At 51.3% G+C, this 23,577-nt stretch carries 22 protein-coding genes and 1 tRNA gene; 5 read left to right on the forward strand and 18 right to left on the reverse strand.

Annotated features, from left to right (window positions below):
- Positions 1-3: 3 nt before the first annotated feature.
- From infB to AAGA79_RS11630, 14 genes are all read right to left on the reverse strand, one after another.
- Entirely contained in the window at positions 4-2,136 is a 2,133-nt protein-coding gene (gene infB / locus AAGA79_RS11565; RefSeq protein WP_411825964.1) for a translation initiation factor IF-2, read from the reverse strand.
- 67 nt (positions 2,137-2,203) lie between these two features.
- Positions 2,204-3,502 (reverse strand): transcription termination factor NusA, encoded by a 1,299-nt coding sequence (gene nusA / locus AAGA79_RS11570; RefSeq protein ID WP_411825965.1) that lies wholly within the window; start codon positions 3,500-3,502, stop codon positions 2,204-2,206.
- 218 nt (positions 3,503-3,720) lie between these two features.
- A complete protein-coding gene (locus AAGA79_RS11575) occupies positions 3,721-4,782 on the reverse strand; it encodes a hypothetical protein (RefSeq protein ID WP_411825966.1) in 1,062 nt (353 codons plus the stop codon).
- The gene (locus tag AAGA79_RS11580; RefSeq protein ID WP_411825967.1) at positions 4,779-5,387 is read right to left on the reverse strand and encodes a hypothetical protein; all 609 of its coding nucleotides are present in this window, start codon (positions 5,385-5,387) and stop codon (positions 4,779-4,781) included. The genes AAGA79_RS11575 and AAGA79_RS11580 overlap by 4 nt, the downstream gene beginning before the upstream one ends.
- Before the next feature lie 143 nt (positions 5,388-5,530).
- Positions 5,531-6,691 carry a cysteine desulfurase family protein gene (locus AAGA79_RS11585; RefSeq protein WP_411825968.1) on the reverse strand — a complete coding sequence of 387 codons (1,161 nt, stop codon included), beginning with the start codon at positions 6,689-6,691 and terminating at the stop codon, positions 5,531-5,533.
- 41 nt (positions 6,692-6,732) lie between these two features.
- Positions 6,733-7,527: a hypothetical protein gene (locus tag AAGA79_RS11590; RefSeq protein WP_411825969.1), complete on the reverse strand. Its 795-nt coding sequence runs from the start codon at positions 7,525-7,527 to the stop codon at positions 6,733-6,735.
- Between the two features lie 262 nt (positions 7,528-7,789).
- On the reverse strand, positions 7,790-8,509 hold the full coding sequence (locus tag AAGA79_RS11595) for a PEP-CTERM sorting domain-containing protein (protein WP_411825970.1): 720 nt from the start codon (positions 8,507-8,509) through the stop codon (positions 7,790-7,792).
- A gap of 149 nt (positions 8,510-8,658) precedes the next feature.
- Complete coding sequence (gene aat / locus AAGA79_RS11600) at positions 8,659-9,213, reverse strand: leucyl/phenylalanyl-tRNA--protein transferase (RefSeq protein ID WP_411825971.1); 555 nt, start codon at positions 9,211-9,213, stop codon at positions 8,659-8,661.
- A gap of 10 nt (positions 9,214-9,223) precedes the next feature.
- On the reverse strand, positions 9,224-9,610 hold the full coding sequence (locus AAGA79_RS11605) for a gamma-glutamylcyclotransferase (protein ID WP_411825972.1): 387 nt from the start codon (positions 9,608-9,610) through the stop codon (positions 9,224-9,226).
- A 2-nt stretch (positions 9,611-9,612) separates the two neighbouring features.
- Entirely contained in the window at positions 9,613-10,665 is a 1,053-nt protein-coding gene (obgE, locus tag AAGA79_RS11610) for a GTPase ObgE (RefSeq protein ID WP_411825973.1), read from the reverse strand.
- Between the two features lie 46 nt (positions 10,666-10,711).
- Positions 10,712-11,161, reverse strand: a complete 450-nt coding sequence (locus AAGA79_RS11615; protein ID WP_411825974.1) for a SufE family protein — start codon at positions 11,159-11,161, stop codon at positions 10,712-10,714.
- A 10-nt stretch (positions 11,162-11,171) separates the two neighbouring features.
- Positions 11,172-12,086 carry a UbiA family prenyltransferase gene (locus AAGA79_RS11620; RefSeq protein WP_411825975.1) on the reverse strand — a complete coding sequence of 305 codons (915 nt, stop codon included), beginning with the start codon at positions 12,084-12,086 and terminating at the stop codon, positions 11,172-11,174.
- Between the two features lie 19 nt (positions 12,087-12,105).
- Positions 12,106-13,701 carry a murein biosynthesis integral membrane protein MurJ gene (gene murJ, locus AAGA79_RS11625; protein WP_411825976.1) on the reverse strand — a complete coding sequence of 532 codons (1,596 nt, stop codon included), beginning with the start codon at positions 13,699-13,701 and terminating at the stop codon, positions 12,106-12,108.
- A 94-nt stretch (positions 13,702-13,795) separates the two neighbouring features.
- Positions 13,796-14,317 (reverse strand): MOSC domain-containing protein, encoded by a 522-nt coding sequence (locus AAGA79_RS11630; RefSeq protein ID WP_411825977.1) that lies wholly within the window; start codon positions 14,315-14,317, stop codon positions 13,796-13,798.
- Positions 14,318-14,393: 76 nt separating this feature from the next.
- On the opposite strand from AAGA79_RS11630, the gene AAGA79_RS11635 reads away from it, so the two are divergent.
- Positions 14,394-16,199: an FAD/NAD(P)-binding protein gene (locus AAGA79_RS11635; protein WP_411825978.1), complete on the forward strand. Its 1,806-nt coding sequence runs from the start codon at positions 14,394-14,396 to the stop codon at positions 16,197-16,199.
- Between the two features lie 36 nt (positions 16,200-16,235).
- On the opposite strand, the gene AAGA79_RS11640 is transcribed toward AAGA79_RS11635, so the two are convergent.
- Positions 16,236-17,927, reverse strand: a complete 1,692-nt coding sequence (locus AAGA79_RS11640) for a 4-alpha-glucanotransferase (protein ID WP_411825979.1) — start codon at positions 17,925-17,927, stop codon at positions 16,236-16,238.
- 226 nt (positions 17,928-18,153) lie between these two features.
- On the opposite strand from AAGA79_RS11640, the gene AAGA79_RS11645 reads away from it, so the two are divergent.
- Positions 18,154-19,038, forward strand: coding sequence for an SDR family oxidoreductase (locus AAGA79_RS11645; RefSeq protein ID WP_411825980.1), 885 nt, complete (start codon positions 18,154-18,156; stop codon positions 19,036-19,038).
- Here the strand turns inward: AAGA79_RS11645 and AAGA79_RS11650 are convergent.
- Together AAGA79_RS11650 and AAGA79_RS11655 are read right to left on the reverse strand one after the other, a co-directional pair.
- Positions 19,035-19,526, reverse strand: a complete 492-nt coding sequence (locus AAGA79_RS11650; protein ID WP_411825981.1) for a hypothetical protein — start codon at positions 19,524-19,526, stop codon at positions 19,035-19,037. The genes AAGA79_RS11645 and AAGA79_RS11650 overlap by 4 nt on opposite strands.
- 2 nt (positions 19,527-19,528) lie before the next feature.
- Positions 19,529-20,329, reverse strand: a complete 801-nt coding sequence (locus AAGA79_RS11655; protein WP_411825982.1) for an SDR family oxidoreductase — start codon at positions 20,327-20,329, stop codon at positions 19,529-19,531.
- Positions 20,330-20,611: 282 nt separating this feature from the next.
- Between AAGA79_RS11655 and AAGA79_RS11660 the strand changes: the two genes are divergently transcribed.
- The 3 genes from AAGA79_RS11660 (at position 20,612) to AAGA79_RS11670 (ending at position 23,014) form a co-directional block, all read left to right on the forward strand.
- Complete coding sequence (locus AAGA79_RS11660) at positions 20,612-21,037, forward strand: YidH family protein (protein ID WP_411825983.1); 426 nt, start codon at positions 20,612-20,614, stop codon at positions 21,035-21,037.
- Positions 21,038-21,260: 223 nt separating this feature from the next.
- The gene (locus AAGA79_RS11665) at positions 21,261-21,695 is read left to right on the forward strand and encodes a hypothetical protein (protein WP_411825984.1); all 435 of its coding nucleotides are present in this window, start codon (positions 21,261-21,263) and stop codon (positions 21,693-21,695) included.
- A gap of 392 nt (positions 21,696-22,087) precedes the next feature.
- On the forward strand, positions 22,088-23,014 hold the full coding sequence (locus AAGA79_RS11670) for a transporter (RefSeq protein ID WP_411825985.1): 927 nt from the start codon (positions 22,088-22,090) through the stop codon (positions 23,012-23,014).
- A gap of 327 nt (positions 23,015-23,341) precedes the next feature.
- Here the strand turns inward: AAGA79_RS11670 and AAGA79_RS11675 are convergent.
- Positions 23,342-23,417, reverse strand: a tRNA-Thr gene (locus tag AAGA79_RS11675).
- Positions 23,418-23,577: the final 160 nt, after the last annotated feature.

Raw genomic sequence — 23,577 nt, forward strand, 5'->3', positions numbered from 1 at the left:
GAGTTAGAGAGTCTGTGGAACTTTCTCAAGATTGTAACACTCGATGATGTCACCTTCCTGATACTCGTTGAATTCACCGAGACGGATGCCGCACTCGAAGTTCGTGCGAACCTCTTCGACCTCTTCGTGGAAGCGACGTAGGGTAGACATTTTTCCGTCGAATACTGGAACACCGTCGCGAATAACCCGCGCATGGGACTTCCGGTGAACTTTTCCGTCCGTGATGAAGCAACCGGCAGCTTTGCCTTTGTTGACCTTGAATACCTGGCGACACTCAGCATGACCGATAACGGATTCACGGGTGAGAGGATCAAGGAGACCAAGCATTGCTTCGCGGACCTGATCAATCAGCTCGTAGACGATGGAGTAGAGTTTAATTTCAACACCAGCGGCCTTTGCTGCTTTCACAGCTTTCGCTTCCACTTTCACATTGAAACCAAGAACTGTGGCTTCGGATGAGTTGGCAAATGCGATGTCGGACTCGGTAATCGGTCCTGCGGATGCAGTAATGAACTGGCAGCTGACTTTGTCGGATTCGATTGCAAGAATAGCCTTTTGAATAGCTTCGACGGAACCTTGCACGTCACATTTGAGAATGAGTTTGAGCTCATTTTTCTCGCCGCCGTCATTCACCTTGGAGAATAGATCCTCCATCCGGTTACGATGTTGTGGCTTCAGACGCGTAAGGCGGACTTCTTCCTGACGTTCAGCAGCCAAAGCCTTGGCCTTACGTTCGCTTTCCATCTCGGTGAGATGATCCCCAACGTGAGGTAATTCTTCGAAACCGACAACCTCGACAGGCGTGCCCGGAAGAGCCACTTTGACCTTTTCGCCAAGATCATTGATCATGGAACGAACTTTTCCGGAGAAAGGACCACAGATAAACGGAGTTCCGATTTTAAGTGTTCCTGATTCTACGATCACGGTAGCAGTTGTGCCGCGACCCGGGACAACCCTTGCCTCGATAACGCCTGCGCGTGTCGTAGCCTTTGGATTTGCCTTAAGTTCGAGAACCTCTGCCTGAAGCACGATCAATTCCAGAAGATCGTCCATTCCATCTCCTTTAAGTGCTGAAATCTCAGCAAACTCAGTATCACCACCGTAATCGGTGGTCTGGAGGCCTTTTTCAGCGAGCTGCGTTTTGACGCGGTCAACGTTTGCAGCCGGGAGGTCGCATTTATTGATAGCTACAATGATTGTTTTTTGCGCCTTTTGAGCGTGTTTGATAGCCTCGAGCGTTTGCGGCATGATGCCGTCGTTTGCAGCGACGACGATTACTACGATATCGGTGATAGTTGCACCACGTTCACGCATGTCAGAGAAAATCGCATGTCCCGGAGTATCAAGGAATGTGATCAACTGATCACTATGGTTGACCTGATAGGCCCCGATGTGCTGGGTAATTCCACCAGCCTCACCGGTGACAACCTTGCTCTTGCGGTAATAGTCGAGAATCGAGGTTTTACCGTGGTCGACGTGCCCCATGATCGTGACGATCGGAGGACGGACCTTTAGCATGTCTTCCGGCTCTTCCTGCGGAGCTTCCGGCTCGACGATGACTTCCTCTACCTTGTGGAAACCTTTGTCCTTATCGCGCTTCTCACGCTCAAAGGTAAATCCGTGAATTTCGCAGACCTGAGCGGCAACCTCTGGTTCGAGCGGTTGATTAGGAGCTGGGAAAACACCAATCTTGATGAGGTCCGCCATTACGTTGAACGGCTTCAGACCAAGCCTTGCAGCAAGATCGGGAACAAGAATCGGCGGCTTAATAACGATAAGCTTCGAATCATCGATTTCCTCTACGTTATTTGAAGAAGCATCGGATTCAGCGGCACTGACTGCGGCCAAATCTTGATTCTCCACCATCTCAGGCTCCACTTCCTGCGGTTCGAGAATCTTCGAAATACTACCAATCACCTGTTTCCTATTGGTGATATTCTTTTTCTTCACCTTGGGCTTGGCGTCTTCAGCGAAGAGGTCAAGAGCGTTGGCTTTCGCTGTTTCGACCTTACTTGGTCCTGCAGCAGCTTCGGCTTCCAATTTCTGGCGCTGTCTCCGTGACGGCTTTGGCTTGTCATCGATCAGGTCGAGGACTTTCTTCTGCACATCTTTTGAGGTATCGCTTTTCTTAGGCATTCGGTCTGGTGAAGATTGGCTGGTAGTAGTAGTAGGCAAATTAAATTTGGTCGTGGTTTCTTCTGAATCAGTCTTCGGTTGCTACTGATTCATTTTCTTGTGCAGCTCCGGCTTGAATCGCCTCGGCACGTGCTAGGATACTATCTGCCTCTTCTTGAGTGATTTCAAGTGATCCTACTAGAAATTCTGCGGGCATATCGACAATCATCTCCGCGCTAACGCCTCCGAAGAGGGTAAGTTTTTCAGCAAGTTCATCGGTGATTCCGAGTTGCTCACCCAATGAATGAGCTACGCCACCGATCTTTTCTTTGAACTGCTCTTCTTTGGTTTCGTCCTTACGGACCTGAACGTCCCAGCCCATGAGGCGGGAAGAAAGACGAGCGTTCTGGCCCTTGCGGCCAATTGCCTTGCTGAGATCTTCTTCGCTTACGGTGACGAGGATAACTTTTTCCTTCTCGTTCGGGGTAATCGTGATGAGTTCTGCTGGCTTCAGGGCTTCGCGCACCAGTTCTGCAGGATCGTCGCTCCAGCGGATAATATCGACTTTTTCGTTGTTCAGCTCACGGACGATATTTTTCACACGTGCTCCGCGCATTCCCACGCAGGCACCTACCGGATCGACTTTAGGATCGTTGCTCCAGACTGCTACCTTCGTGCGGAAGCCAGCTTCACGGGCGATTCCGCGGATATCTACCGTATGGTCGGAAATTTCATTAACTTCGGCCTCGAATAGACGGCGCACAAAGTTCGGATGGCTACGGGAAAGAATGATTTCCGGACCGCGGCCTTCATTTTCAACTGCAAGAACATAGCAGCGGATACGATCTCCAATATTGTAATCCTCACCCTGGACACGCTCGCGATTCGGCATAATCCCCTCGAATTTACCGAGATCCACCATTACGTCATTGCGCTCGAAACGACGGACTGTGCCGGAAACTACATCACCTGCACGATCCTTGAACTCTTCGTAGATCATTTCCTTCTCCGCTTGGCGAAGACGCTGCATCATCGTTTGTTTTGCAGTTTGAACTGCGATGCGCCCGAAATCCTTGGGAGTTACGTTGAACTCAAGGGTGCCGCCCACTTCTATCTCAGGGTCCTTCTTCTGCGCCAATGTAACAGGCACTTCGTTGAATTTGTCCTGATGATCATCATCTGCAACAACCGTTAATGATGCGAAAATTTTTGTATTACCCTTTTTCGTATCCACATCCGCACGAAGTGTTTCGATGGCGTCAGCACCTGGGACCATTTTTCGATACGCGGAAACAAAGGAAAATTCGAGAGCTGCAACGATTTTCGAGCGTTCGATTCCTTTTTCTTTTTCGTAATATTCGATGAGTGCGACGATGTCGTTGGTCATGGTGAGGCGGGTATGGAGCGGCTAATTTCTAGTTCGGAGCTTGCTTGGACTGCGATATGTTTGAAATCAGCGGATATATGAGAGTTCTAAAGACGCAAAAGAGTGGGTGTAAGACCCACTCTCCGCATGACAGAGTTTGTTCGTTGGCAACTAGATAAAAGGTTATGAAACTGCTTGCAAGCCGAAAGTCCGGAGGCGCAACGGATCAGGAAGCCACATCACGCAGCACTGGCCGGTGCCTGGATGAGGAGACAATCTTCAAGAAATGGTTGAAGCGCATGCATGAGCGCAGAGCCTGCCTGCTGGAACCGGGCACTGAAATGCTCTTCGATCCGGCGCAGGGAAAATTCGAGATCAGCCAGTATAAGTTCGCTGGGACTGCCCCGGACTATCGCCACGAGAATCATATCAGTCCCTTTCTCAGCGATAACATTTTTCCCATCCGCCCGCTCGATCGAACGCTGAATTTCACCGCTCTCCGAACGTATCTGGAGTGCTATACGCTTGGCGGATGCCTCGACGCGTTTTGCCGCGGAATGGCGCGCTGGATCGCAGCTTGCAAAGGAAACCAAAGCGAGCGTCCTAACATCCAGCAAATAGACTTCCTCCACTTGAAAACGATGCGTTTTCTCGAAAATAACATCCTCGAAGGTACGACTTGAGAACAGTGCCTGTAACCTCCAAACCACCCGATCAATGAAACCAGGCTGCTGGAATGGCCGTGCTCCTGGGCTATATTCAGCAAGTGCGCGGCGGATAGTTGCACGCAACATTGGCTCGAGAAGCGCATCTATTTTCCCCTTATCACTTTCAACGACTACCTTCCTGACGACGGCTTCCATCATCGGAGCGAACGCGGCAGCGAGGTCCTCGTCGTTGAAATCCGGAGCGGCCTCGAACAAGTCTCGGCTTTCGGCATGCCCGGCAGAAATCCGTGCCTCATTGGGATTCCCTACCACTTGTGGCGAAGGTGGAATTTCTGATTCAGATGGTATAAATATTTCCGGTTTCAACGCTGGCGTCGTCGGTGGCGCTTTTTCAACAGGGCTAGGAAGAGCAGCAATCGGCGCCTTCATTGCCTTCGAAAATTCCTCCGAAATTCTTTCCGGGGCTTTTGGAACCGATGGAATAACTACCAGCGGAGGAAACCATCTTCCTTCCTTGGCAGCCGGAGCAGAGCCAAGCGGCGGCAGCCCGCCTTGGCGAAATGAATTCTCGCCAACGTTGGACACAACAGGTCCTACGGATGACGGCATAGGTGTCAGCGCTTTTGCAGTCATGGCTTGGACAATGCGGGTTTGGAAATTGATTCCGCGATTTCCGCCAGTGAACGTGCCGCTGCGGCAATTCTTTCGAATCGTTCTTCCACATTCGCAGGAACGCGCGATTCCATTTCCGCAAAGCGTTCTTCGATGTCGTCTTTCAACATCCCGATTTCATCACCAACCCGTTCAATCAGCTTCGTATCCCGTTCCTCCAGCCTCACCTGCAGTGAGCGTTGCCACTCGGTCAGCCAGAAGCCGAGCTTGGTTTCCAATCTCTGGACTGCACGGGGAGTTTCTTTTTCCGCTTTTTCGCGGACGGAATCCTGAATTTGAGCTGCCAACCTCTGAGCTTCCTGCCTCTGTATCAGAGCCATTTCCTCAAACTCCTCCTTCGTCTGGTCAAAACGGTGGATCTGCTCCTGCAGAGCCTCCACTTTAGCTTCGGTTATCAGAATCCGATTTTCATAATCAGACGTTGATCGTTCAGGGTGAAAATTTACCGGAAATGATTCCAGGCGCGCTACGCGACCTTCCAGACGCTCCAAATGGCGCCCGACAATAATTTCGCGGATTCGTTCTACCGTCTGGGACGGATTTAGGGTGGGGGGTGCGGGTGACATGGCAAACTCTGCTTGGGGGGGTGATTTCCGGAAGGGTGATCCGGAACTCGGCTGAGATAGCGGTTAATTCAATAACCACCACGGGTTGTCTTGTAAACAGAATCCCTCCTCCTTAGTCTTCCATGAAATTATACCTAGCTGTATTAACCTGTATAAATGGCAACCGGACCGATGCCGCTCCCCTGAACATTCCTGAGCTTTTCCACAGCTTTCTTCACGGCTTCAGCCGCAACCAGGCCCTCTTCCCGCGTGTTTAGTCGGGAAAAACTGAATCGCAGACTTGTCTTCGCCCTCTCCTCCGGGATTCCCATCGCGATCTGCACATGGGAAGGTTTTTGCTTACCTGTCATACATGCGGAACCAGCCGAGCAAGCGATCCCTGCATTATCCAAGAGTATCAACAAGCCGGCAGCATCGCACCCATCGAATGAAAGATGGGAGGTATTCGGCAATCGCTCCGTCGGATCTCCGTTGCGGGTACAACCTTCAACATTGTTGAGTAGAAAATTCTCAAACTCATCCCTAAATTTCGAAATCGTCTGATAAACCCCGGACGCCACTCCCTCGGCCGCGATCTCTGCTGCCTTTCCCATTGCCACAATCGAAGCAGTATTTTCGGTACTGCTTCTCCGTCCACTTTCCTGCCCGCCACCACGTAGAAACGGAGAAAATTCAAGACCAGAGCGAATATACAAAGCGCCTATTCCCTTCGGCCCGTGAAACTTGTGTCCTGACATCGAAAGCATGTCCACCGCCAGTTCCTTTACATCCATAGTAACTTTCCCCACCGCCTGAATGGCATCGGTATGAACCGGAAGGCCAAACTTTTTTGCAGCCTTCACAACCTTCCCCAATGGCTGAATGATTCCCGTCTCATTGTTTGCGGCCATGACCGACACGTATCCCGCAGTAGCACATGATCGCTCAAAAGCTTCGAGGTCTAGAACTCCCGAACGATTGACACCAGTCATCAAAACTTCACGCCCGCGGCTTTCCAGAAACCTCAAAACCGCACTGTGCTCTATTCCAGACGTCAATGCAGAGCCCTCCCCTGCCAATTTATTCAGCGAATTCAGGGCTGTATTCACGCTCTCCGTACCAGATCCTGTAAAAACAATCTCTTCAGGCTCAGCGCCGATCAATCCGGCAACCTGTTCCCTGGCCTTGGCTATCGCATTTCTGGCCAACTTCGCGGTGCGGTAGCTACCGGAAGGGTTTGAATGGTTACCCGAAAGCCAAGGCAACATCGCATCCAGAACTTCCGGAAGTATTGCAGTTGTCGCATTTGCATCGAGATCTATCACCCAGCTAAAATCCCGTTTCTCCGGGAAAATTCAATACGCAATCAACGCAATACCAACTCGGCAAATCCCGTCAGCCAATCAATTGAATTATGCACCCAGATTGTTGCTGTTCTCAACCAGGCATTTCCAAAACCCTCAAGGCTTTCGAGCGGAGAAGGTGAAGCCAGGCAAACCAGAGTAATCAGAACCAGCAAATTACCGAAATAGATCAGTACTAGGGAAAGAAATGTCCCGTTGTCCTGTAGATCCGGCTGGTCCTTCGGGATCATCCACAGCGTCCAAGCCAGGTGAAATGTCCACGTGGCACCGACTACTCCGTAGAAAAACAGATTCATTGTAGCCGAATATTCGAAAAAGAAACCCGTCAGGACATGGACGACCACGGACATCAAAGTCCAAAAGGGCACAAAATACGGAGAAAGCGAAATTACCCAATTGGATTTATCTGTCGTCACGTATCCACCTTCCGCACCCCACTTCATTTCCAGAATCTTTCCTCCAAAGCATTTTACAAAAGCCGCATGGGTCAACTCATGACCAAACACATAAATATACAGGAAAATCGACTGACCTAGACGTGACCAGAACCAACCAAGCATCACCAGCGAACCAATCGTAAAATACCAGAACTGCGGACTCTGCCAAAATCCCTGCTCAACCGTAGCGTGTGAGAACCTCGAAAGGAATGCCCAGGTCGTAACCCAGGAGAATGGCAACAACACCAAAGCCAGCGCCATCCTTACCAAATGGGTCATGAAACCAACTGACTCGCTGTCCTCCGCCACCTCGTCAATCGCGATGGACGCCCATACGGACTTCCCGACGCGGCTATTCATACGCCGGTTTGTTTTCTCGTGGCTCCGCTTCCGAACAGTTTCCAGAAAACTCTCACCCTTCTCCGGGCGCTGCCGCTTTCTATTGCCGATGTTCTTTTTGGATTTCCGAAAACTCATAGCTGATACTGATGGAGAAAGTATTTCGGAAAGCTTAATCAATCAAGCTCTCTCCGTGTAGCCACTCCAATATCAGTAAATCCAAACGAGGAAAACCCGCACCCTCTCGGGTGCGGGAAAACAATTCCATGAAAATTTTCAGCCCTTACCGTTTCCTACGGAAACACAGCGCAAAAACGCCGAGAGCAGAGAGAAGCGCAGAGGAAGGCTCGGGGACCGCGACCGTCGCTTTAATGCTTTTGATCTTGAATGCATCCAGATAATCGCCCGAATCCAAGCCACTCTCGGTTCCAAATAGGATCGCATTCACCGGTTGGGAGTAGGATTTTATGTCCACCGTGCGGGCACTTGAACTCCGCGAACTCATATCTATGACCTCTGACTCAAAACCTACCGTGCCGAGTCCGTTCGTTCCCACATAGGTGAGACCATCCAAATTGGAGCTATCGATGTTTCCAACCCAGTAGCTGACGTCTCTGTCGTATTTTCCCGCAGGATCGATCACCACGCTGTTAATATCGACAAGAGTATCGAAGACAAACAGCACATAGTCGTTTTGCTTATAGTTATCAACCTGGTGATATGGAGAACTACCGTCTTCCTCATTATTGGTTACACCCAGCCCCGTGCTATACTGACCTAGCTTCGAAGCTTCAAATGCACTATTACTGCTGCCCTTTGTGTAGGACCAGGCGGAAGCAGCAAGTGTCTGACCGTTTACTTTGAACGTTTTGGCGGCACCAGTTGCGCCATTGCCACTATTACCACGCAGATCGTAATAAAGAACGTCGCCAACGCTTTGGCCTTGAGAACTCAATGAGGTAGCTACGACTAACGCCGCCGCTAGGGCAATCAATATTTTCATGTGGGGGGAGGGGTGGGGGGAGTGCAGATGAATTGAATCAAATGCATGGCCGCGGCTACGCGATCACAGTGACACTAGTAGCCGATCGCGTCCCCTACCCCAAGAAAAAACTTATCCGGGCGCACGAAAAAATATATACGTAAAACTAACTAAATTAACTTATTAAGTATAGTTAGATATTCGTTTCTCGGTATTTCAAACCCTCCGAACGTCCCTAGATGCTCGGTTAGCCATTGGGTATCAAGCAGCTGAAAGCCATTTTCCCTCAACCGTTCTACCAATGCAACGAGCGCAATTTTCGAAGCATCCGTTTTTCTCGAAAACATGCTCTCACCAAAGAACACCTTTCCCAGAGAGACGCCATACAGTCCGCCCTGCAGACCTTCACCATCCCAGCACTCAACCGAATGCGCGTGTCCGAGTTCATGAAGCTTGCAGTAACTTTCCAGAATAATCGGATCTATCCAGGTTTCTTCTCGGCCGGCACAGCCTTCCATCGTTGCCCTGAAAGCCGTATTGAAGCGGATCTCGAAGGGATCTTTTCTGAGGGCTTTTCTAAGTCCCCGGGAAATGTGAAACCTCTCGTCAAGCGGGATCATGCCTCTCATCTGGGGACTTACCCAGACAATCTCGCCGTCTTCCGCCATAGGAAAAACTCCCTCAGCGTATGCGTTCAGTAGCAACTCTGGAGAGATTATTTCCATCGCTTATCACCTAGCTGGGATTTGGCTCGTACGTGAGCCAGTCCTCTGTATCCAAAAGTTCGACCGTCTCCGTATCACCTATCCATTCCCATACCCAACCTTCTTCTGTTTCCCCGGAATCCAGTCTAACCGGTGTTTTTACCCGGTGGTACTCACGTGACTCTTCGCAATCAGGGGTGATTCCCTCGAAGTCATCCAGTTCGGCCAGTGTCTTGTCACTAACTAGGTATAGCTCCCCTTTGACCGAGGTATCCCCACCCAGAAGCAGCGCTGGATACCAATCAATACGGAACATTTTCCCGGAAACTTTTCCGCCACCGACAAAGTCAGCTCCGGCCATCCGGAAATGGTTGGAGCCGCCCTTGCGCAAGGTCCCGTAGACGAAGACTGGGTTCATACCTACTTCTGTGTTTTTTGTGAAACTTCGGAATCCAACATTACACGGAGATCATCAAGACCTTGGCCCGTGTCCGCTGAAATCGATATGATATCCACCTTCGGGAAACGAATTTTGAATGCCTTCAGATTGTCTTCGGAACCTTCGAGATCCATCTTGTTGGCAATGACCTTCCACGGGAATTTCGCGAGATCCTCATCATACTCCTTGATCTCGGTCCTTAGGATCTGCAAATCGCTGATCGGGTCACGGCCCTCACTACCAGCCATATCCACTACGAAAAGCAAAACACGGCAGCGTGTGATGTGCCTCAGGAATTCATGACCCAGCCCACGGTTTTCATGCGCACCTTCGATCAAACCCGGGATGTCCGCGATTGTGCAGCGGCGGAAGCCACCGAACTCGACCACGCCGATCATCGGCTGCAGGGTAGTGAACGGATACGATCCCACTTTCGGCTTCGCTTCGGAGAGCGCCCCGAGAAGAGTCGATTTTCCCGCATTCGGAAATCCTACCAAGCCAGCATCGGCGATCCTCCTAAGCTCCAGATAATACACCCCCTCCTCGCCCGGGGTTCCGAGTGTATGCTCGGTAGGCGTCTGGTTGGTAGGTGTCCTGAATTTGAAGTTTCCTTCCCCACCGATACCACCATCACAAAGAACGAAGGTATCCCCCTCTTCCACGAGGTCCGCGATCGGTTCGAGATCAATACCATCGTCGCTACGCTCCATTTCCACAGCTTCGTTAACCGACTGCGCAGTCGTCTTATAAACCACTGTGCCCGGAGGCACCTTGCCGATTTTATGCTTACCGCTCTTCCCGGTTTTCTTATGCTTTCCACCGGGCTTGCCGTCTTCGGCAATCAGCTTCGGATCGTAGTGGTATTGGCGAAGCGTATCCGTGGAGTTATCCACCACAAGCGTCACCCTACCACCATTTCCGCCATCCCCACCATCAGGACCTCCGCGCGGGACAAACTTCTCACGACGCCATGAGACAGCACCATCGCCGCCGTCTCCGGCTTTCACTAAAATCCTGATGTGATCGATAAACATTTCAGCACCTTCTAGTTCTCAATATCCAAAGGTCAACGGCAATGCGTCAACCAGCGAAAGCAAGCGCCCGCTGTTTCATCTGCGCTGCCATCAAATTCAACGCATTCGCACGGGTTGGAGCCAAGTGTTCTTTTAGCCCCGTCTGATCCACAAATCCCATATCTGCCGTTAAAATCGCATCGGGAGTCTCGCCGTTCAGAACCTCGATAAACAGCGCGATCATTCCCTTTGTGATCAATGAATCCGAATCAGCGGAAAAATAAACCAGACCATCTTTTTTTTCGGCATCCAGCCATACCTGGCTCTGGCACCCCTTGATCAGGTGGTCAGCATCCTTCGCATCGTCGGAAATCGGGGGCAGCTTCTTGCCCAGCCCGATCACATACTCATACCGTTCCGTCCAGTCCTGGAAAATCCCCATATTCTCCACAAGTTCATCCTGCTTTCTCTTAATGCCGCTCATTTGCAGCAATGGAACGCCAGAGAACCAAAACATCAAGCCCCGATCAGGTAGCCGGTGCAACCCTCTGCAAAATCCTTCCTAAAACAAAAGCGAATGGAGACAAAAGCAGCCCGCACAAAAACATCGGATCCGTCACCTCGCAGCGCTCCAGCCATACCCAGATGAAACTCATCGGAAGCAACACCACCCAGTCCACCAGAGGGATACCGGCCAGAAGTGCCGACACGAATTCGGAAACACCTGAACGATATTTCCCCATACACAAAAGAAGCCACATCCCGAAAGGAAGGACACCAACCCAACCCAGCCCCGGCAAAATCAACAACGGCAAGAGGGCGGGAAAAACACCTGCGCCAATCAACAGCCCACGGCCCACCCACATATTCGCCGCAGGCATGTCTTTCTGGCTCTCATACTTCGCACTCAGTGAAAGCCCGGCCACATAGAGAAATAATCCGATTGCAGGAAGCAAAACAGCTCCGCCGAAGCTACCTCTCATTCCCAAATACCCAAGTACCGGCAACATCGCGCGACACAGGCCCATCGGAATAACTGAGAGAGCCGTCTGCTTGTGGATGCGTGTATATAGGACGATCAATCCAAGGAGAAGGACCCCGGCCACAAGCGCTGCCCCACCATGGAAACCCGAAATCGCAAGGCCTGATCCCAGACACAAAAAGGCCACCACCCCGTAGCATTTGGAGCTAAACAGCCCCCTCGGCAATGCTCTCTCGGGCCGGTTTACCGCATCCCATTTTGAATCTTTCCAGTCATTCAGAAAATTCCCGCCCACGTAAAATAAAATTGCAGCCACCATCAGCAACCAAGGCCAGCGGAACTGATCGCCGCCCGCCGCATATCCCAGCAACACCCCCACTCCCAGATTACTTACCACGCTCGGCACATTCGCCATCCGGGCAGTAGCCAGAAGCGCATAGATCTTCCCTTCCTTATTCATTCATCAACTCCCTGCATCATCATTTACCCAGTTTTCTTCTGACAATTCCCACCATCTCCCCCACTTCATCAACCCGCATCAGCAGCGCCGCCAGGAAATACGCACCAGCACCCGCCCCAACCAATGCACCAAGCCAGATCGTCTTCTTCCAGAGCAGCATTCCGCTCAGATCGGTGAACAAGAAGAGGTTTCCGAAATAGCAGACCACCGCCATCACAGCAGTGGCCACCGCAATTTTCAGGAAAGCTGCCACCAGCCCTTTGGTCCCGATATCGCCCGCATATTTCACCATAGCCCCGTAGAGGAAAATGAAGTTCAAGCTCGCTACAATACTTGTCGTCAGTGCCAGGGACTCGTGACCCCACTTGAATACAAATACGAAAGTGTAGTTGCAGATAATATTCACAAAGAGAGCTATAAAGCTCGCGATCATGGGCAGCCACCTCTTCTCGATCGCATAGAACGCCGGCTGCAGAACTTTGAGCCCGGCATAGAAGAGCAAACCATAGCCATACGCCTGCAGTGCCCCCGCAGTCGCCAACCGGTCCGCCTCATCGAACTTTCCACGCTCATATAGCAAACTGATGATCGGTTGAGCCAGCATTACCAGCCCCACAGTCGCCGGAAAAACCAGAAACATCACCAGCTTCAATCCCTTCGCAAGAGTCGGACCGAAATCCGCCCCCACTCCATCCACAGCAGCCCTTGAAAGCGCCGGCAAAGTTACTGTGGCCACCGCCACTCCGAATACCCCGATCGGCAACTGCATCAGCCGGAACGCATAGCTCAGCCAACTAACGGCACCCGGACCCACTCCGTAGGCGAACATCGAGTTCACCACTACATTTACCTGCGTGACTGAAGCGGCAATCACCGCCGGCCCCATTAGCTTCAGAATCTGCTTAACCCCGGAGTCATTCCAGGTGAAATCCGCAACAAACCGGTAACCCAGCTTCCAGAGAGCCGGAAACTGGCACACCAGCTGGGCAACCCCTCCGATCACTACTCCCCAGGAAAAACCAACCAGACTCCGCGGACCCCACTCCGGATCCATCCAGTAGCCGATCGCCGCGCCTCCCACCATCGAGCCTATATTGAAAAAGCATGAAGCCAGCGCCGGCATTCCAAACACGTCCCGTGCGTTCAACATCCCCATCACCAGCGCCGAGAGCGAAACCAGCGCGATGAACGGATACATCACCCGCACCATCTCCACCATCAGGGAAATCTCCGTCACATTGTAATTGCGAGCCGTCTCTCCGCTTTTCGAAAATGCCGTTAAAAGATCCACAATCCACGGCGCAACCCCGATCCCGATCAGCGTCACCAGCGCCATAAAGACAGCAGCCAGAGTCACCATCCGGTTCGCCAGGACCCACGCCTCCTCTGGCCCGTCCGACTTCACCTTCTTGGAAAACGTAGTCACGAAAGCCTGGGACAGCGCCCCTTCCGCGAATAGATCCCGCAGCAGGTTCGGCACACGGAAGGCGAGATAGAAGCAATCCATCCACCTGCTACCGCCGAACAAACCGGCAAACATCATTTCCCGTGCCAAGCCGAGAACCCGGCTCAGCATAACAGCAGCACTTACCTTCCATGTGGCCCTAGCAGACATCTGCGAAGTTCATCTACCACAGCTCCAAAAATCCAAAGCATTAAATTCGGATTTCAAGAATCCTATCTAAACCGAGAGGCCTTAAAGACCCATCTCAGGCATCAGTTCGGAGGTTTCCGTCCGTTAGGATTCTAGCACGTAGCCCTCCACGGAAATCGCTCTTCAGGAAATCTTCGGCACCGTCCTCGATCACTCTGTCCATCCAATGACACGGCTTACATTCCTGGGTTCCTTCGAATTGAATCCCCTGAAACGTAAATACCTCACCCTTCCATGCACGAAGGTCGGCGCCCGAGACCACCAGATTCCGGCGAAAGACCGATGCGGGAAGCTTTGGAAGTTTGAATCGCTCACGAATTTCCTCAACCACCCGCAGATCAAAAAATGTAACCTGCCCTTTGAAATTTTCCCGATAGTCAAAGTAGCGGTCCCCACGCAGTCCTTTTCCAGCGACACATTCTACTTCGCCGCACTCGATGATACCATTCTGCAATCTACCCTCTCCCCTACGCCCCCAGTAATCGTGGCCTTGTGAGATGTAGATATGATGGAGTGAGGGTTGATGTAGGGCCTTCATTGATACCTGCCAATATTCCGCGTTTTCAGAGCATTTCAAATGCGGGGAAATTTTATTGGAATCATAGAGCCCAGCTATTGACCGCGCGCTTTTGCAACATGATCAGTGTCTGAACATGAGAAGACTTGGTAATCTTGCGGTGATAGGTAGCGGACCTTCCGCTCTCTACTTTTTACAGCATCTGGCGGCTAAGTCTGAATACTTCATCGACTCCATTGACTCGGTCGTCGTCTTCGAAAAAAGCGGCTTGGCTGGCTACGGAATGCCTTATCACCCGGAAACCACAGACAGATACAATCGGTCCAATATCTCATCAGAAGAACTCCCGCCTCTCCCCGAAAAATTCGCGGATTGGCTCAAAACACAGGACAAGGAAGAACTCCAGAAATGGGGAATTACACCGGATGAGATCAGCGAATCCGAAGTCTACTGCAGGCTGGCTCTGGGAGAATATTTCCATGAGCAATTCTTTACCTTAGCCGCTCGGTTGGAGGAATGCGGTATCCCCGTTGAGATCCGCACTTCAAGCACGGTAACGGATCTGGCTGATTGCCCGGGAGAAAATCTGGTAAAAGTATTCGCCAACGATAATCCCGCGGAGGACTTCAATACGCTCATAGTAGCTACAGGCCACTACTGGAACGACCACGACAAACCGGAACAAGGTTACTACAGTTCGCCTTGGCCTATCTTCAAGCTCCTTCCTGAAAAGGGAGAATACCTGAACCACTCTGTCGGGACGCTCGGCGCATCACTCAGCGCATTTGATGTCATCTCGTCATTGTCCGTTCGCCACGGCGATTTCAGGGAACGCGCGGGAACCTTGGAATTCGAGCCATTTGAAGGAACCGAAAAATTCGAAATCGTCATGCACTCTGCTGAAGGCTGGCTCCCACATCTTCAGTGGGACCAGGTGGAACCTTTCCGGGAAATTTACAGACACATATCCCGTTCGGATTTGTTCTCCATTCGTGAAAAAAGCGGATACCTCAGGCTCGAGCGATTCTTTGACCACGTATGTCGCCCTGCCCTGATCCAGGCATTTGAGAAAGATAGTATGTCAGATGTAGCAGCACTTCTGAGGAATCAGGCATTCGGACTCGAGGATTTCGTCGAGGAGATGAGCGGAAGGCATGAGTATATTGATTCCTTTGAAGGGATGCGTAAGGAAATGACCAAGGCCAGGGATTCCGTCGAAAAACATCACCCTATCCATTGGAAAGAGATACTGGATGATCTCATGTTTTGCCTCAACTACCATGCGGAATTGCTCCCCGCCGAGGACCACATCCTCTTTAAGAAGACCGTAATGCCGTTTCTCATGAACGTTATTGCAGCTATGCCACTCGAATCCGCAGACATGCTTCTGGCTCTCCACGATGCAGGCAAAGTCCGGCTCATCGAAGGGAAAGTGACCATCAAGGACAGCAGCGATAAAAGCGGAAAAACTGTAGTCGTCATTGAAAACGGAGACAGCGAAGAGACAGCGGAATACCGTACTTTCGTAGATTGTAGCGGGCAGAGTCCAATGGAACTGAAAGACTTCCCCTTTTCCTCCCTGGCGGAGAATTCTACAGTGCGGGAAGCGAGAGCTGACTTCCTCAATCCCGCCGAAAGCGAAAAGGTGGAAGAGGAAAAGCTGATCGATGACCGGGGGGAAATGAAACTACGCACCGGTGGGATGGATGTGGACGCGTCCTTCCGCTTAATCGGAAAAGACTGCAAGTCCAACCCGAGAATCCACGATATATCATTCCCCCACACCTCCGGTGTCCGACCTTATTCCTACGGTCTACAGGCGTGCGATGCCACGGCTTCTATTGTCGTGAATTCCTGGGTAGAGGCCATGGTCAACGGAGAGGCCCTTAAAGGGGAGCTCGTCGAGGTAAGCCGCACTTACGAAATGCATGACCCGACCTGATTTTTCTGACCGATTAGCCACTTTCGAGCTAAAAACCTAGCGACGTGTGTCTGAAATCATCCTCGATACCTTTTCGATACGTCCCCGGAAATGTGGATCCTCAAAAAAATCAGGAAAACTCATCGGCAGTCGTTCACACCAGGTTTCGATCCCATAGCTTCCCGGAAGATTAAATCGCAACGGAAGCCCGAAAAGATCGCTACACATCAGCACAGCCAGCCTGCTCTTGCTTTCGAAGAGCGCCTCCTGGAGTGCGGTCAGCAACTCATCGGTCAGGGTCTCAGGTGGAGTTGAATCCCATCCGGCAAAACCTAACAACCACCGAAGCTTTTCCGCATCTTTTCCATCAGGTGATTGTTTTGCCTGTTGTGCCAGATGAGCATAATTCGATGCCAATGGAGCATTGTCGTGGTTTGCATAAGTCGCCAGCGCCAGCTCCCGCAGCTCATACTCGGCTGGATTTTCTCCGGAACTCATCCCGAGCTGGGGAAACGCCAGATTCGCAATCGGTAGCTCCTCCAGCGCCCTGCTCATATATTCGGGCATTTCACCCATTATCTCCGCGACCAGCTCCATCGGACCAGCTTCCTCGCGGATGATCGAGATTAGCTCCCGCCCCTGGCGCTCATTGATTCCGATCCAATCCGGATCCTCATCCGGTCCCGGCGTGAACCGCGGCAGTCTCCCGCCGGTTTTTAAAGCCGCCTCCTCGGGGCTGAGATTTGCATACTCGGAATGCCTCGGTCCACCGGGCCACGGAAAGGCGTAAATCCTGAAGTAGCCGCGGAGATGATCAAGGCGGCAGATATGGAAAAACTTTCGCTGCCTGGCCACTCTGCCACGCAGCCAGGAAAAGCCCTCGGCACGGTGATTTTCCCAACGATACATCGGGAGACCCCAATTCTGCCCCCATTCCGCAGCATCTTTATTTGTATCGAAGTGCGCCAGCGGACGCGTCCCCATGTTCCATTGGGTATCAAAGAGTGCGGGATGCGCCCACACATCGCAGCTGCCCTTCCCTACTCCGAAGGAAATCTCACCCATGAGAAAGATTCCCCGCTCGTCCGCATATTTTCTCACACTCCGCCACTGCCTGTCTGCAACCCATTGGATAAAGGCGAAACCGGCCATATCCTCCTCCAGTTTCTGTTGATCCGGGTGTTTGGCCAGCCAACGCAAAGCCCCCTGGTAGGATCGGTGTTCCGGCCGCCAGTCCTCCCATTCGGTGTTCCCCTCATACTCACGTATCAAAAGACGAAACATGACGTATGGCTCCAACCAGGATTTCTCGTCTTCCCGGAAACGCTCGAAATCCTCAGCGACTCCGTTGCCTTCCTCTTGGAACCTTTTCCACGCACGCAGAAGGATCTGAATCTTCAGTGGATGGACAGCCCCATGCTTTACGATCCCCGCCCGCAATTCTTCCCGCCATGCAGGTGGTGCGGCGAGATCCAACTCCTTCTCCGTAAGACCTGGTATGATACCGGGCTCAATGTGGACAAATGCAGGAGAAAGCGCCCTTGAGCTTATTGGATTATACGGGCTGTGATCCCCGAAGGTTTCGTGAATCGGTAACAGCTGAAGCACCTTGAAACCGGTTTTCGAGCAAAAATCAATCGCCTCCCGCACCGCTCGTGTATCGCCCGTCCCGAAGTCGTTCTCATGCCGCATGGCAAAGACCGGCACCAACAAACCCGCACGCCTGCTTTCCAAAGGTTTTTCAGTCATTTCCATGATTTAATCCCTCTCTTTTCGCATCCGGCATGCCACGTAAAATCCGTTTGTTGACCAAAGGAATCCCCCTTCCGCATACGCCACAAACCGAGCGAACTGCCATGGAAGAAATGCAATTTGCAGAAATCGGTATCTTCCGGGAACGCCACACCCCTGTAAATTCAAGCCCAGCCGTATGGTATGCCTGTAGCTAAAATGTGGACAATTACAACATCGACAAATGCCGAACAAATCAAAGAAAGACAACAGCGAGCAACAACAACCAGCCCAGCAACAGGACAGGCAGCCCGGCCGGGAATCGGAAATGAATCCGTTGCCGGAATATGAGAATCCCGATTTCAAGGGAAGTGGACTTCTGCAAGACAGAGTAGCCTTGATTACCGGTGGCGACTCCGGAATCGGTAGAGCCATCGCCGTCGCCTATGCGCGGGAAGGAGCACATGTGGCGATCGCCTATCTCGATGAGGTAGAAGATGCCGAATACACCGCGGGGTTGGTCTCCGGGCTTGGCCGTGAATGCCTGCTCCTGAAAGGTGATTTATCCTCCAAAAACACCTGTGTAAAAGCAGTTTCAGATACCGTGGAGAAATTCGGCAAACTCGATATCCTCGTCAGCAACGCAGCAGAACAACACCCCAAGGATTCCGTAGAGGAAATCTCAGAAGAACAACTCAGGAAAACGTTCGAAACAAATGTCTTTCCAATGTTCTACCTGACTGCTGCTGCACTTCCACATCTTAGGAAATCCGCCCACCCAGCAATCATACTGACCACTTCCGTAACGGCCTACCGCGGCAGCCCCCACCTGCTGGATTACTCCGCGGCAAAGGGCTCGATCGCTTCCTTTACACGCTCCCTGTCAGGGAATCTGGCTGGGGATAATATCAGGGTAAATGGCGTAGCCCCGGGACCAATCTGGACACCGCTCATCCCCTCCACATTCCCGGAGGAAAAAGTAGAGAAGTTCGGATCCGACACTCCCCTTGGGCGCGCGGGGCAACCATGGGAGTGCGCGACCTGCTATGTTTTCCTCGCTAGCGATCAATCAAGCTATATGACCGGGCAGATCCTCCACCCGAACGGTGGAGAAATCATAAACGGCTAGCCCACCTCACCCGCGAAGTCTCCGAACAGCAGTTTTCCCTGCTGCACGCGGTAGATTTCGATGGAGGAATACTGTTCCTCCGCCCTGGTCTCGAGTTTTTTGTAGCAACACCACTGGTCATAGGGTTCAACCACTCTTCCCATGGTCTTCCACAAAAGCGATTTCCCATGGATTCCCATAGTCAGGAGTTCAATCATTTCATAACGCCCTAGTTCTCCCACATCCATCCCGCTGATCCGCATCTTCCACATCGCCAACCATGTGCAAAAAAGCCCGCAAAAGTTCCTGAAGGCCGAGACCTTCATCCCCGATTTACGGATCACCAACATTAGCATTTCTCGGTCCTCGACGATTTGCTCCCTAAGATCGATAAAGAACAATTTTTCTGAAGCCTCCGTTGCAGTTTGCTCCAGGCGCTTAACCAATAGAACGCCGCTCGCCGATCCAGCGAGGTGGTCGTTCAGGTAAATTTCCAAAGGATTCTTCATGGTTAGCCCTGAAAGAGTGATTGAGCGCCATCAACGTATATTTCGCTGCCTGACACATGGCTCCCGGCATCCGAAAGAAGATAAAGAATAGAGTCAGCCACTTGTTCTGGAGAGCCCGATTCCCCATCGTTCAGAGGAACCTGTCCATCGGGAAATTCAACAGGCAGATGAAGATCTTCCGTATCTCTCTTTTCGGTCGAATCGTCGATTTTGGTGGTGATGGCACCCGGACAAACGCAATTAACCCTCACCCCGTGGGTAGCAAACTCCAACGCCGTCATTCGCGAAAAAGCCACCTGCGCCGCCTTGGAGCACGCATAAGCCGTCGCGCCGGAATTGCTGAACATACGATTTCCGTTCACAGATGAAACAATTACCACGGCGCCCTTCGATTCCTTCAACAACGGCAGAGCCAATTTCACGGTCAGAAAAGTTCCGGTAAGGTTGATATCGACCGTGCTTTTCCACTCCTCCGTGGCGATCTCGTGGATCGGTGCCCAGACACCGTTCACACCTGCGTTTGCCACCACTCCATCAAGCGTTCCCCACTCGCTTTCTATCTCAAGGAAAACACCTTCCATCTCTTCCTCCTTCGATACATCAGCCGTTAAAACTAGGTGTCCCGATTGAATCCCTCCGATTTTTTCGACCACTTCCTCCAGCTCATCCTTGGACCTACTAAGCAGGGCAACTTTCGCGCCAGCCTCCGCCAGAGCGATTGCCGTGCTCTTCCCAATTCCAGAACCCGCCCCGGTAACCAAAACATGTGCATTACCCATTGTATAAACAACTTTCGATTTCATTGTTAAATTTTCTATTTAGCTGGTTTGAGCATTTTCCTCGTGGATCTGTTACTCAAACGCAGATTTCCTACCGCATGTTAGATGCCACCCACCAATCCAAGGTATATCAACGTGAACAGGGTAGGTTCCCTTCTCGCAGGCCTGCAAAAAGCAAACCTGAAGTTGCGAAACCACGGTAAAGATCGGCTTCCAAGATACCTTAAAAAATCCGGGAACGACGGAACCATTGTTGCGCCGCCCAATATCCGGTCCACGTTTACCCAACCCTACGTGGAATGAAAGATGGACGAAGAAAGCCCTAAAAAGACCAAATCTGATCTAGCAAAAAAACGCACGGAAAAGGCAGTGGAGCGCAGCGAAATGGCCGAAGAAAGAACCTGCTACGCGGAAGATCGCACTCTCTTGGCCAATGAACGCACGTTCGCCGGTTGGGCGAAAACATCATTCGCATCAATCGGCCTAGGCCTAGGCTTCCAAGCCCTCTTTCAAAGTGCAAATCCTGTCTGGATTCCCAAATGCGTAGCCACTCTATTCATATTTTTGGGGATTCTTGTCATTTGGTTGGCTGAACGGCGAGCTAGACGACTTTTGAATGAACGCAGTGGCAATCACGTAAACCTGACTTCCCGGAGAACATTCCGCACACTCTCCTTTTCAGTAACCTTCGGAGGCTTGGTCTTGGTCGCATCCATCTGGTTTTTGATCTGAATCAATTTTCCCTAGAGATCCAGGATTCGCGGGCAGTCGGAAATAGACCCCACTTATTGAAACCATCCATTCGCCCGAAATCCAAGTATGGAAAAGCCCTCCCTCCCGTCTATCTGATGATCACGCTACATATTCATATCCACAAACCTGTAGGGGATTTCCATTGACCAGATACAATGCTGTAAACTACTGATCTTCCATCCCTTTACAGGGGAAGTGATACATGGGCTATCTGAAGAAAACAGCAAAATGGACACGTCAGACCGCCAAGGTAATGACGGTGACCGTTCTGATTTTTCTATTGGGTGGATTCTTGCCTTTCACTCTTCAATGTTACGCTTGGATAAGGATGGCTCAAAAGGCCGGCGGGGTTGAAATGCTTGGTGAAATCGTAACTCAGGCGCCTCCGTGTGAACTCTGCTGTGCGGCCAGCGATCTTCAAAACAAGCAGACCGGTAAGAATGATAGGAACTGCCCGGAGAGCAGGTTGGAGATTCACAAATCCTTTTATACTCTGGAAATTAGTAGTTTCCAACTTGCCGAAAACATCCGTCCTAGAGATCTTGCCGGCACTGTATTTTCAAGGTGGTCGGCCAGGCTTCCATGGTTCGTAACCTTTCCACCTGAGACTCCGCCACCCGAGGACACGATCGCTTAACGCACTCCTCCTTATGAATCCACTGCATCATTGAAAGCTCTACAGCTCTCATGATCCAACAGCGTTCTAGTCCAGACGCCGACACGCTACCCGTGTAAAACCGACGGGAACCATCGGCTAGGAGGGGTAGCATACCTACCCGCCTCATTCAGGTAAATATTGTATCGGCCTCTAACTTTTGACCGAATCGATACCTACCATTTGTACAAATCTATATACTTAATAAATCATATTTAATGAAAACTTTAAATTCTATCACCTCCATCATCTCCACGTGCTGCATCAGCACTCTAGGAATTACAGCAGCAGAAATCTCCTCTCCACCTTTACCGTCCCAATCTACGTCCCTTTTCAATACTCATCGGGTGGACTCGCATGCTCCAATCGGAGTGATGGGAGACCATACTCACGAAAAGGGCGAGTGGATGCTCTCTTACCGCTACATGTTTATGAGCATGGACGGGCACCGCGCCGGCACACAGGGGCTGAGCACAGAAGGTGTCTTCAATCGCGGCTTCAGCTCGGCATCTACAGAAATGGACATGGAAATGAACATGTTCGGCCTCATGTATGCCCCCACTGATCGCCTCACTCTGATGGCCATGGCCAATTATGTCAGGAAAGACATGACCATGGAGATGAATCCACATGCTGCAATGCACGGCGGCGGTGCCCACGGAGGACACGGTGCCAGCTCCAGCCATAGTCACTCGAGCGAAGGATTCGGTGATGTTACTCTGGGAGTCCTCTATAAAATTTTCGAGACCGAGAATCACCACCTTCATCTGAACTTCGGAATCGGACTTCCTACAGCTGAGGTAGACCACGCCGATGAGGGAGTATACCAGCCATACGGAATGCAGTCAGGCACCGGAACATGGGACTTTAAACCGGGTCTCACCTATCTGGGTCAAACCAAAGAATTTTCCTGGGGAGCCCAACTGACAGGCCTAATCCCATTGGAAGATGAAAACAACAGCGGTTTTTCCGTCGGAGATGCAGTAAACCTGACCACTTGGGTAGCTCGTCCGCTCAATGATTCATTCAGTGTCTCTGCCCGTATCAACTACGGCTATCAGGATAAGCTGGAAGGGCATTATGACGGCAATCATGACCACAGCGCACCTCCCCATTTCCAACAAAACTACGGCGGCCATGTGGTCGATCTAGGAATAGGAATGAACTTCTTTTTCCAATCGGGCATTTTCACTGGTCACCGGATTGCAATCGAAGGACTCCTTCCAATCTATCAAAACGCAAACGGCGTGGGCATGGATCGGGACTACAGCATCATCGCTGGCTGGCAGAAAGCCTTCTAGAATCCCGTAGGGCTTACACCCGGATTTCTTTTACCAACAACCCCTCGCCGTTAGCCCGGAGTGGGGTTGTTTCAATTCGGGAGATAAAGTGAAAAGGTTTAGATTCCGATTCAGGCAATCTACTTTGCAAAAGGTGCATGATGCAAAATTACATCTTAAGGAATGCATATACGAAAAAATCTCGTCCCGGAACACGCGAACTAAGAATCAGATACGAAACACCGAAATCTACGGTGTGTGGATCCACTTTCAGGCGCCAAATATCGCTAAAACGTGGAACAACGAGGCGTAACAAAAGACACCTCATACACTCCAATCTTTTAAAAATGGAGCCGGCTAACGGATTCGAACCGTTGACCTACTGATTACAAATCAGTTGCTCTACCAACTGAGCTAAGCCGGCCTTGCTTGTGAAGGCGTGGGGGGAGGATGTATCCACCTTCGTTTGAAATGGCAATCTGAAATTCACTACTTTCAGCAAAAAACTTCTACTCACGTACCTTCACGCTTGGGATAACCCTTGCGCCGAAACTAACAGAGAGGCTGTGGTGTATTCCGTTTGG

The organism is Luteolibacter sp. AS25 (assembly GCF_046736275.1).
Classification (GTDB): Bacteria; Verrucomicrobiota; Verrucomicrobiia; order Verrucomicrobiales; family Akkermansiaceae; genus Luteolibacter.